This window comes from Paenibacillus sp. sgz302115, assembly GCF_056120445.1.
Window position 1 is genome coordinate 41486 of sequence record NZ_JBVYOK010000024.1, and the last position, 11695, is coordinate 53180.

7 protein-coding genes and 1 riboswitch are annotated in these 11695 nt (G+C 51.3%); of the genes, 1 reads left to right on the top strand and 6 read right to left on the bottom strand.

Annotated elements, in window-relative coordinates; translation table 11 throughout:
* Positions 1-62: 62 nt before the first annotated feature.
* A riboswitch (Lysine riboswitch) is annotated at positions 63-275 on the top strand.
* 137 nt (positions 276-412) lie between these two features.
* The gene (locus tag AC0LWN_RS28110) at positions 413-1906 is read left to right on the top strand and encodes an amino acid permease (protein WP_474671195.1); all 1494 of its coding nucleotides are present in this window, start codon (positions 413-415) and stop codon (positions 1904-1906) included.
* A 105-nt stretch (positions 1907-2011) separates the two neighbouring features.
* Here the strand turns inward: AC0LWN_RS28110 and AC0LWN_RS28115 are convergent, their stop codons facing one another.
* From AC0LWN_RS28115 to AC0LWN_RS28140, 6 genes are all read right to left on the bottom strand, one after another.
* Positions 2012-3151: a transglutaminase domain-containing protein gene (locus tag AC0LWN_RS28115; RefSeq protein ID WP_474671197.1), complete on the bottom strand. Its 1140-nt coding sequence runs from the start codon at positions 3149-3151 to the stop codon at positions 2012-2014.
* A gap of 221 nt (positions 3152-3372) precedes the next feature.
* The gene (locus AC0LWN_RS28120; RefSeq protein WP_474671199.1) at positions 3373-5754 is read right to left on the bottom strand and encodes a glycoside hydrolase family 95 protein; all 2382 of its coding nucleotides are present in this window, start codon (positions 5752-5754) and stop codon (positions 3373-3375) included.
* A 106-nt stretch (positions 5755-5860) separates the two neighbouring features.
* Positions 5861-7600, bottom strand: coding sequence for an ABC transporter substrate-binding protein (locus AC0LWN_RS28125; protein WP_474671201.1), 1740 nt, complete (start codon positions 7598-7600; stop codon positions 5861-5863).
* 195 nt (positions 7601-7795) lie between these two features.
* A complete protein-coding gene (locus tag AC0LWN_RS28130; protein WP_474671203.1) occupies positions 7796-8695 on the bottom strand; it encodes a carbohydrate ABC transporter permease in 900 nt (299 codons plus the stop codon).
* Positions 8696-8708: 13 nt separating this feature from the next.
* Positions 8709-9695, bottom strand: a complete 987-nt coding sequence (locus AC0LWN_RS28135) for an ABC transporter permease (RefSeq protein WP_474671205.1) — start codon at positions 9693-9695, stop codon at positions 8709-8711.
* Between the two features lie 107 nt (positions 9696-9802).
* A complete protein-coding gene (locus AC0LWN_RS28140; protein ID WP_474671207.1) occupies positions 9803-11644 on the bottom strand; it encodes a sensor histidine kinase in 1842 nt (613 codons plus the stop codon).
* Positions 11645-11695: the final 51 nt, after the last annotated feature.

The following is an 11695-nucleotide window of genomic DNA, read 5'->3' on the forward strand; positions in this document are numbered from 1 at the left end:
AGTTGCATTATACTAATCCCTGCTAATGTTCATATCGTTATAAGATAGCCTCATCATACCTAAGATGAGGTAGAGGTCGCGGATATAAAGAGTACGTGCGCAGAGACGCCTAAGAGCCGTCAGTGAAGCGCCGCGAAAAGGTATATCCGCCGAAGTCCGCACTGTTGCTCTTATTTGCAGTGCAGGCTGGGGCCGTCGCCGAAAGGCACGGAACTGTCACAGAACAGCGCCCGCCAGGAGACTGGGGCGCTGCACTGTGTTGCGCTATCTAACAGGGAGTATGGTGCGGAGCTGTAAATACAGGAAACCGCAGAATCCGTCTGCGGTTTTTTTGCGCTTACAAGGCGGATACACTTCTTGGCTAGAGCCCTTCAAGAACAGCAACATCACAATCAGAAGGAGTGTCCTATTCATGCAAGGAAGGAAAGACAATCAGCAGCGTATAACAACGCAGAGCAGCACTGCTGCCGCTCCAGCGCTTCGCAAATCATTCAAAGCCAGACACTTAACCATGATAGCGCTTGGCGGATCTATCGGAACCGGACTGTTCCTCGCCAGCGGCGGCGCAATTGCCTCTTCGGGTCCGGGAGGCGCGCTGCTCGCCTATACGGCGGTTGGCATCATGGTCTATTTTCTCATGACCAGCCTTGGGGAGCTGGCAACCTATCTGCCCGACTCCGGCTCCTTCAGCACCTACGGCACGCGGTTCGTCAGCCCTGCCTTTGGCTTCGCCATCGGCTGGAATTTCTGGTACAACTGGGCTGTCACTATAGCCGCCGAGCTATCCGCCGCCACCGTGATTATCAAATACTGGTTCCCGGACAGCCCCTCCATACTCTGGAGCCTGCTGTTCCTGCTGCTCATGTTCGGGCTGAACATCCTGTCTGCACGAGGATACGGTGAATCGGAATACTGGTTTGCGATTATCAAAATCATCACCGTTATCGTCTTCCTGACTGTTGGCGTACTAATGATCTTTGGGATTATGGGCGGCAAAGCAGTCGGCTTCAGCAACTTCCAGCTTGGCGGCAGCTCCTTCCACGGCGGCTTCTTTGCCTTCGTTGGCGTCTTTATGGCTGCCGGATTCTCCTTTCAGGGCACTGAGCTTGTCGGCGTCGCAGCAGGCGAGAGCGAGAACCCGCGCCGCAATGTGCCGCTGGCCATCCGCCGGGTATTCTGGCGCATCCTGATCTTCTATATCTTCGCCATTCTCGTCATTGGGCTGCTGATTCCTTACACGAATCCCGACCTGCTGCGCGGCGGCATTGACGATATCGGCGTCAGCCCGTTCACTATTGTCTTCAACAAAGCGGGACTTGCGATTGCCGCATCCGTCATGAACGCCGTCATCCTCAGCTCGGTGCTCTCCGCCGGGAACTCCGGGATGTACGCCTCGACCCGCGTCTTGTACGCAATGGCCAAGGACGGCATGGCTCCGCGCGCACTCGGCAAGCTGAACCGCCGCGGCGTGCCAGTAGGCGCGCTTCTCGTCACTACTGCAGTTGGCATGCTGGCATTTCTCGCCTCCTTTTTCGGCGACGGCGCCGTCTACAATTGGCTGCTCAACGCCTCGGGGATGTGCGGCTTCATCAACTGGCTGGGCATCGCTGTCTGCCATTACCGTTTCCGCCGCGCTTTTGTGAAGCAGGGCCATTCGCTGGAGGAGCTGCCTTACCGGGCCAAATGGTTCCCCTTCGGACCTCTGTTCGCGTTTGTTTTATGTCTCATTGCCGTATTCGGGCAGAATCTGGGAGCCTTCACGGGGGAACGCATCGACTGGTACGGCATCCTCGTCTCCTATGTCAGCCTGCCGCTGTTCCTGCTGGTCTGGATCGGCTACGGCTGGTTCCGCAAGAGCAGCATTGTCCCGCTGGATAAATGCGATCTGAGCACTCACCCGGAGTAAAATCCTCATCAAGCCAATGCAAATAGGGATGCCCTGCAGCCAAATGGCTAACAGGGCATCCCTTCCTTGTCTATTCAGAGACTATCGGACTCGCTCCCTAACTCATTATTGCCAGGTTACATATACCTTCAAATCCCCGGTGTTGTCAAAAGATGAGCTGTTGTATGACAGCTTCTCCAGCCCCAGGCTGTACAGCTCCTGCAGATCATCCCTCAGCAGCCTTTCGCTGCCCCGGTAGCGGAACAGCAAGGACTTCTTGCCGGAGGCCATTGCCTGCTTCGCCAGCGCTCTCAGCTCAGCAGCGGAGGTAACCACCTGCTCCTCTTCATACAGCCGGTAATCGAGCTGCTTCTGAAGCTCCTTGTAGACAGACACGCTGCTTCCTCCCCGGCTGACCAGCTCGGACAGCGTCTGGGCATAACCTACTGAAGCTGCGGGATACGACTTGGTCCATCTGTGATCCTTGCGCATTTGGGCATCCGTACGCATGTAGTAGACTGTGCTGATGCCACCCTCCGGACTTGGCGTGGGATCATCCCACGTAGTGTCCAGATGATACCAGCGTCCATCCAGCTGCACCAGGTTCCAGGCATGCGACTGGGTAACCCCTCCTTCGCTTCTTGCGGTCCCTTCAACGATCTTGTTCGGGATGCCTGCGCCCAGAAGCAATTTATAGGTCAGCAGCGTATAGCCTTGGCACACGGCGCTTCCGGTCTGCAGCCCTTCATAAGCGGTATATCTGCGGTACGTGGTATCATATTTCAAATGGAGCACTACCCAGTCATGGATAACCTTCACCTTCTGGTGATTGTTCATTCCCGGAGTAATGATCTGCTGCAGGATTGTCTTCACCTGCTTGTTCACCTGGGCCGTCTGCTGCAAGGTCTCCCGGTACTCCATCTGAACCGTAACGTTGGCTGAGCGGCTGCTTCCCCGGTAAGAAAAGGCGTAGCTGTCGATAATATAATACAGGTAGGGATCGCTGCCCATCGCCTGGTCGATCGCCTTCTGCACCTGAGCCTTCAGATTGGTGGTCTTGCCTTCATACACGAACGTTATGTTCTCCCGGCGGTTATTCATCGCCCCGGTCAGCTTCTGCACCATCTCTGCCCCGGAGCGAAGCACTGCCGAATCGGCTGCAGCATAAGCATGCCCCCAGCCCCAGTACAGTACCGGAGGCAAAGCGGCGCTTATAAGCATTCCTCCCAGTATGGCCTTCATCAGCGAAAACTGCTTTTTTCCCATAGATCGCGTATCCTCCTGCAAGCCATACCATGGCTCACCCAGTTGTATGTACTCTATAGTAGATGCCGAAATTCCAGACTGCACAACCATAACATTCCGTAATAGTTCAACTTATATAGAATACACTTTAATCTATTATCGGTTCAATACTGCAGCCGGGTAAATACTGCCTGCAAAAAAAACTGCTCTCCGCACAATTTCTGCAGGAGAGCAATTTCAACTTACAGCGTGATGAGATAGCTTGTTCCCGCTTTGACCGCCAGAGGGCCGCTGGTTTCCACTACAGTGCCATCAGGAAGCTGGAGCTTCAATGGGCGTGAATAGCTCAGCTGGCATAGTCCGTCATGCGATGCAGTAATCTTGGCGGAGATGAGCACATGCTCCTTCCACTCCAGGTCCACCTCATAGCCGCCACGGGCCTTGAGGCCCCGGACCCGGCCGTTCTTCCAATGATGCGGCAGTGCCGGAAGGAGACTGATCTCACCCAGATGACTCTGCAGCAGCATTTCCGCGATCCCGGCAGCAGCCCCAAAATTACCATCAATCTGGAATGGCGGATGCGCATCGAACAGGTTCGGGTACACCGAACGGGTCAGCAGTGTGCGCACGAATCCGTGAGCGGCAGCACCATCCTTAAGCCGGGCGTATAGATTGATCAGCCAGGCACAGCTCCAGCCGGTGTGCCCGCCGCCGGAAGCAATTCTCTTCTCCAGAGACAGGCGGGCCGCTTCCAGCAGGTCCGGCGTCTCCTTCCCGTTGATCAGATTGCCGGGATATAGTCCGTACAGATGCGAGACATGGCGATGCCCCGGCTCGGATTCCGTGAAATCCAGAGACCACTCCTGCAGGCGTCCATCCCCGCTGATCTTCAGCGGAGACAGGCGGCCCAGCGTCTCCTCCAATTGATCCTGGAATGCCTCGTCAATGCCCAGAATCCGCGCCGCCTGCAGACAATGCCCGAATAGCTCACGGATCAGGCTCATGTCCATAGCCGAGCCCAAAGAGACGCTGCAAGGTCTGCCGTCTTCCGTCACAAAACGGTTCTCCGGTGAGGTGGACGGATTCGTCAGCAGCAGGCCATCCGGCCCCTCAACCAGCCAGTCGATACAGAACAATGCTGCACCTTTCATAAGCGGATATGCCGTCTGCTCAAGATACACCGGGTCCGGGTTAAAGGCATAATGCTCCCACAGATGACTGCTCAGCCATACGCCGCCCATCGGCCAGAAAGCCCAGCTGGCATCCCCGCCCGACGGTGAAGAGCTGCGCCAGAGGTCCACATTGTGATGAGCTACCCAGCCCCGCGCCCCGTAATGAATAGCGGCAGTTCTAGCGCCAGTGACGCTGACCTCACGGATCAGATCAATTAAGGGCTCATGGCATTCACTGAGGTTGCATACCTCAGCCAGCCAATAATTCATCTGGGTATTGATATTGGTCGTGTAGTTGCTGTTCCACGGCGGTGTTACATGGTGGTTCCAAATTCCTTGCAGATTCGCGGCCTGTGTTCCCGGACGCGAGCTGCCCATCAGCAGATAGCGGCCATATTGAAATAACAGTGCCTCTAGTGCAGGATCTTCCTGGCCTTCTCTGTATGCGGCCAGCCGCCGGTCTGTCGGCTGTGTGTCTGCTTCCCAGCCGCCAAGATCCAGATCCACCCGGCGGAAGATTCTCCGGTGCTCATCCACATGCCGCTGCCGCAGCTCCGCATAGGGCCTGGACGCTGCCGCGAGCAATCTCCGGGCACAGTCCTCCGCAGGACTTACAGCAGCTACGGAATCTTCAGCGATGTCTCCCCGGATATGCGCCGCCTTGTTCTTGAGCTCTTCATAATTGGTGCCGGCGGCAAGCAGCAGCAGCACACTGTCCGCGCCGGAGATTACAAGCTTGCCGTCCACAGCCTGCACGCTGCCGCCTTCAACCACGGCTTGCAACTGTAGCTCAAAGCTGATGCCAAGCCCATCCTCATATTGAATGGGATAGGGATGATCGCCATGATAGTTGTCGGAGATATGGGTCGGACACTGGCCGCGCAGGACAAGCTGCCGCTCGCCATACGCTTCTGCCGAATGGTTCAACGGGCTGTCCAAGGAGATCGTCAGATGAAGCTGACCTTTGGTCTCGCTGGCTGTATGTACAGCGCATACTCCGTCAGGAGCGCTGATGAACGCCTCGCGGGTAAATGTCCCATTTTCCGTCTGGTAGGACACACTGGCAATGCCGCTGTCCAGATCCAGCTCCCGGCGATACCCGCCAGGGTTCTCGGCCCCCGGCTGCTCCAGGTACAAATCTCCCAGCGGCAAATACGGCTGCGTATTCACGCCAAGCATATGCCCATTAATGATATCTTCAGCCTCGCCGTAGCTTCCCGCGAAGACCAGCTCCCGCACCCGCTTCAAATAACGCTGCGCTTCATAGTTATTGTCATCCCGGGGAAATCCCGCCCATAAAGTATCCTCATTGAGCTGAATACGCTCCTTGGACGTACCGCCGAATACCATCGCCCCCATGTGCCCATTGCCTAGCGGCAGCGCTTCTTCCCAAATTTCTGCGGGCTGACCGTACTTCAATGTCCAGGCACGCTCCCGGTTGTGGTTCGTCATCTTCTCGCCCTCCGATATGAATGTACAGCAAAAGGCCCTGACCAAAGTCGGGCCCTTGCTTGATGCTTGCGGTTAGCGGATCAATGCTCCGCTGTCCTATTTTAGCTTACAGATCCTTGCCAGTCCACAGGGATACTCTCGCTTTAACGAGATCAGTATATTCTGCTTCCATTTTTTCAGCGCCGGCTTTGTTCAGCTCAGCGATGAATGCATCATATACCTTGTCGAAGTCAGCTGGTTTGGACAGGATGGCTTCAGGGATACGTTTACGGATAATATCCTGAGTTTTCTTGAAGGTAACCTGATAATCACCATCTGTAGGAGTCGGCATGTTGAACAGTGCGCCCCATTCCTTAACCGGGAAGTCGGATTCCTTAGGGAACAGATCCTTCCAGGTTGTTGCTCCATATGCTTTGAGAGAATCTTTCTCCGCCTGTGAATATGCAGCAACGATTTGATCCGGGAAGTTAGTAGTATAATAGTTGCCTGTGGAATCCTTCACACCATCGCCATAACGGGCACTGAGACCTAAATATAGGCCAATACCTGTTTCTTTTTTAAAATTGGCATCATCCTCTGATTTCTTCTTTTGTATATCAGCAGGAATTTCACGTTTACCGTCTGCGTTTACAGTATATTGTTTACCTTCTACTCCCCAGTTTATCAGCACTTGACCTTCGTCCGAAGCAAGCCAATCCAGGAACTTAATTGCGCGAACCGGATCTTTACATGCGGTAGTGATACTGATTCCGGCAGCGTCGATACCTGTAGACTGGAAGGAATGATCCTTGTATTGATCAGACATGGTTACAGGGAAGTGGGCATAAGTGTAATCGTCTTTGCCTGCTGATTTCAGGGCATTCTCACCGTCTTGATATTCCCACTCTTGGGAGATCAGGCCGAGTACGCGCCCGCTGGCTACTTTAGCCTTGTATTGGTCATCCTTTTGGACAAAGGTATCTTTATCCAGCAGCCCTTGAGCGTACATATTGTTCAGCCAGCGGAAGTATTCCTTTTCTTCCGGACGTTTGTAGTGAAGCTTCGCTTCATAGGTTTTTGGATCTACGAAATACTCACCGTCATCCGGTGCGCCGGTAGTAATGAACGCCGGATTGGTAACGGTAATCATGATTTTCCAGTCGTCTGCGTTCAAGGTGAGCGGAATAGTTGGCTGTCCATCTGTTTCAGGATGTTTGGCTACATAATCCTTCAGTACTTTCTCATAATCCGCCAAAGTTTTCACTTGAGGATATCCAAGCTCTTTCAGCACTCTGTGCTGAATTTCAAAGCCACCAGTAGCGTCAAAGGATTGTTGGTTAACCCCGGCATTTGTAGGGATGGAATAGATTTTTTGGTCGTCTTTGCTGTATTTCAACCGGTTCATATTGTCGCCGTAGATCTTTTTCAAGTTTGGCGCATACTTGTCGATCAAATCTGTCATATCTATAATCAGACCTGCATCAACCAATTTCCCAAGATTACCTTTGGCGAAGATCAAATCAGGCACATCGCCGCTGGCTGCCATCAAAGAAATCTTTTGGTCTCCGCCGCCGCTGCCCACATCATATTCAGCATTCAAGGTTACACCTGTTTTTTCGGTAATAACTTTACCTACATCATCCTGCATTTTGTTCCAGTTAGGACTGGCATCGGCACCGAAGAAGGAGAAGGTAACCGGGCTGGTATCATTAGCTGCATTTGTTGCTGTAGCTGCATTATTGGTTGTGCCTTCTGATTTATCGCCGTTGTTAGTAGCAGCATTGTTGTTGCCGCCTCCACAGCCAGCGATCAGCATGGAGCTCATTAGCATGAGCGTAAAGACTGTCTTAATACTCTTGCGTTTCATTTTGTATCCCCCTTGTAAAATTGTGTAATTCATCTATGCATATCAGGATAGTCCTGAATATACCATTGACAACGCTTGCAAAACCATTATGAAAATAAATCCATATCATTGCTTCGGAAGAAATTGGGCGGGAATGCCGCTGATTCAGCCAGGGCTGAACCAGATCAGCATTCCCTTTCCCATCTGCTTCACACCTTAAGCCTTAACAGCTCCCAGGGTCATACCGTTGACAAAATACTTTTGCAGGAATGGATATACCACAAGAATCGGTACGGTTACTACGATGGTAATCGCCATCTTGATGGATTCCGGCGAGATTTGCGCCATTTGCTTCGCCATATCATTGGCATTCACCATGCCACTGCCCTGGTTGGTCGTTGCCAGCACCTTCATCAGCTCATACTGGAGCGTAGTCAGATGCGGCTTATTGCCGTTATACAGGTAAGTGGTGAACCATTCATTCCATTGTCCTACCGCCAGGAACAAAGTGATTGTTGCGAGAACAGGCTTACAGAGCGGCATGATGATCTTGTAATAAATCACGAAATCATTGGCGCCGTCCAGCTTTGCCGATTCTTGCAGAGCGAAAGGCAAGCCGTCCATGAAGGAACGGATTACGAATACGTTAAAAGCGGAAACTGCACCCGGCAAAATGTAAATCCAGAATGTTCCGATCAGATTCAAATCTCTCATCAGAATGTACATTGGCACCATACCGCCGGAGAAATACATCGTCATTGCCAGGAAATACGATACAAATTTTCTTGCTCTGAACTCTGGACGGCTTAGTGTAAAGGCCAGCATCGAAGAGCTTATAAGCCCTAGAACCGTACCGGCTACAGTCCGGAGAACAGAGACCTGCAGACCTTGAAGCAGCCCTGTATAGCTGAAGATCTTCTGGTAGTTTTCAAGGGTCCAAACTCTCGGAAGAATATATATGCCGCCCCGAACGGTATCTGTGGATTCATTAAGAGAAATCGCCAGTACATTCAGGAAGGGATATAAAGTTACAATCATTATGATTGCAAGAAAAATGTATAGAAAGATGTCGAACGCACGTTCAGACTTTGACATTTGAAAAGCTTTGCCTGCCACTCTTATCCCCTCCTTACATAATGCTTTCTTTAGTGAATTTTTTCATCAGACCGTTGGCTGTAAGCAGCAAGATTACACTGACTACCGAGGTGAACATACTAATGGCTGTACCATATGAGAATCGCCCTATTTGTATCCCGTACTTAAGCGCATACAAATCCAGCACTTCCGAATAATCGGTAACCAGGTTATTGCCAAGCTGGAACTGCTTTTCGAAGCCGATACCGATCAAATGGCCAATGGACATAATCAGCAATACCATAATAGTGGTGCGGATACCCGGCAGAGTAATATTGAACATTTGCTTGATTCTTCCGGCTCCATCTACTTTTGCCGCTTCGTAAAGCTCTTTATCAATGCCTGTAATCGCTGCCAAATAGATAATCGCATTCCAACCGGTTTCTTTCCAAAGATCCGCTGCCGTTACAACACCCCAGAACAATTTGGCCTTCGCCATGAACTGAACCGGCTCGTCAATGATATGAAGCCCTACAAGCAGATCGTTGACAATCCCTCCGTCGATCGCGAGTGTCTTGTAGACAATCCCGCCTACAACGACCCAGGATACAAAGTGCGGCAGATAGGATACGGTCTGAACCGTTCTTTTAAAGACATTTCCCCGCAGCTCGTTGAGCATAACCGCGAACAATATCGGAACGACGAAGCCGAAGACGAGTCCGAGTCCGCTCATAGCCAGCGTATTTCTCAGAACAAGATAGAAACGTTCATCATGGAACAGCTCTTTGAAATTTTTAAGCCCTACCCATTTCTGATCCCCAAAGGACTTGGCCGGTTTATAATTCTGAAATGCCATTAACCATCCCCATAAGGGCACGTAACTGAAAATAAATACCCAGATCACGAACGGAAGTGACATCAGATACAAGTACTTTTGCTGCAGTACGCTTTTCCAAAATCCACTATTCCGTTTCGCAGGTGGGACGGGGGTTACGCTTTCATTAGCTGTAACACCATTTTCCGTGAGCGCTTTCACGTTCATTATTCCCCCTTCGTTTTGTATACACATATCATACCGTACACCACTTAGAGAGAATACCCGACAGATTTTACGTAAAATCAGTGGAAATTAGACATCGCTTACATTTGCTATTGCTTGGGCTCATGCTCGCTCGGAATGGAGAAGAAAATCCGTGTCCCTGCCCCTTGTTCACTCGATATGTTCAGCCCGTGCGCTTCCCCGTAATACATAACCAGACGCTGGTGAACGTTCCGTAGCCCAATTCGGCTCTGCGGCTCCTCCTCTGCCCGGGTAATCACAGACATAATCTCAGCCAGCCGCTCCTCCGTGATGCCAATGCCATCGTCCGTGACACATACCTGCACTTCATCCTCATGAAGCGATATGCTGACATGAACATGAACCGTTCCTTCTTTATTCTCCAGTCCGTGAACCACCGAATTCTCGACCATGGGCTGGATGATCAGTGGCGGAATCAAAATATCCGCAGCCTTTGCATCAAAATCAATTTCGTACTCCAGCCTGTCCTCATAACGGAACTTTTGAATTTCCAGATAGGAGCGCATCATTTCAACCTCTTCCTTGATCGGCGCCCGCTCTCTGCCTACCTCCAGATTTTTGCGCATCAGCTTGCCCAGCAGCCGGACAATATTAGCGATTTCCTTGTCCCCTTTCAGATGGGCATTCATACGGATGGACTCCAGCGCATTGAACAGAAAATGAGGATGAATCTGGCTGGCCATCATTTTCAATTTGATCTCTCTTTGGGCGATCTCCAGCTTGTTGTTTTTCTCGTTGCTCTCCACGACCTGTGACAGCAGGCGGTTGATGCTTGCCACCATATAATTGAATTGGCGTGACAACTGGCCGATTTCATCTGTACCGTCAATCTGCGAGACTACATTCAGATTCCCGAGAGCTACCTGATTCAATTGGCGGCTCAGGCGGAGCAGACGTTTCGTCATCAGAAAAGAAATGACATATACCATTACCAGAGCGATCAGCAGAACACCGATGATAATCATCAGCCCCAGGAGACTTACCTTGTTTGCCCCGCTCAGGATACTTTTCGTCTCGAAGACGGATATGACTTTCAGCCGGCTCACACTAAGCGCCGGTCTGATTTCATCGACGATCACATAGGAATCCTTGCCCTTGACCGTTGTCCGAATCACATTTTGGGCGGTATTCGTTAGATCCTTTCCAATGTCAAAGGAATCCAGGGTGCTCCCTACAAGCTTCGGGTCCTTGGCAGCGACAATGTACCCCTGCTCGTCTGTAATAATTGTCTCAAAAGGCTCCTGGTACAGCATCTGGTTCAGCTCATCCTGGACAACCTGCACCATCAGCACTCCCGTTTTCTGATATTCGGGGTACACCACCCGCCGGACCAGACTAAGCTTATTGATCGTAGCTTTGGGGCTGTTGTTGTACGCCTCTTTATCGGGGATGTACATCCAGTTGAGTCCCGGGCTCTGCATAATCTTTTTATACCAGATTCTGGTCTTTAGTTCCGGGGTCAACGGGGCAATGGACATGTTATCCACCAGGGTAGGGTTGTCGATAAATAAACGGATATTCGAAATCTCCCGGTACTGCAGGATGTAACCCTGGAAATCCGTGTAATTCAAATAAGCCTTCGTCAACTCCAGCGTATTGGGATAATACGTGTTCACCAGCTTCTCAAGATCCTTGTCAAAATAAAGCAGATTCGAAATATCCGTGGGAACGCGGAGCTTCGTCGTCATTTGGCTCTTGATTTTCGCCACGTTATTGCTTGCCTGGTCAATAGCTCTGGTTAAGGCCTCTCCGCGAAAATAACTGATTAAGGTAATTCCTAAGATCAGTACCGGAATCATAACTACAATAATGTAGAAAAAGATCAGCTTATACTTCATCTTCATATTGTTGATCAAACGCACCAGTGTTGTAATACCCGTTCCTCCTCTCTGTACTTCGGGCCAAATCATGAGAAACAGGCCGCTCCCCGCATCTGCTGCAGCATGGGGAACAGCCTGTAC

Excerpts from the sequence above, each read along its gene's own strand:
- AC0LWN_RS28110 (WP_474671195.1), top strand. The coding sequence starts at position 413 with ATGCAAGGAAGGAAAGACAATCAGCAGCGTATAACAACGCAGAGCAGC.
- AC0LWN_RS28115 (WP_474671197.1), bottom strand. The coding sequence starts at position 3,151 with ATGGGAAAAAAGCAGTTTTCGCTGATGAAGGCCATACTGGGAGGAATG.
- AC0LWN_RS28120 (WP_474671199.1), bottom strand. The coding sequence starts at position 5,754 with ATGACGAACCACAACCGGGAGCGTGCCTGGACATTGAAGTACGGTCAG.
- AC0LWN_RS28125 (WP_474671201.1), bottom strand. The coding sequence starts at position 7,600 with ATGAAACGCAAGAGTATTAAGACAGTCTTTACGCTCATGCTAATGAGC.
- AC0LWN_RS28135 (WP_474671205.1), bottom strand. The coding sequence starts at position 9,695 with ATGAACGTGAAAGCGCTCACGGAAAATGGTGTTACAGCTAATGAAAGC.
- AC0LWN_RS28140 (WP_474671207.1), bottom strand. The coding sequence starts at position 11,644 with ATGATTTGGCCCGAAGTACAGAGAGGAGGAACGGGTATTACAACACTG.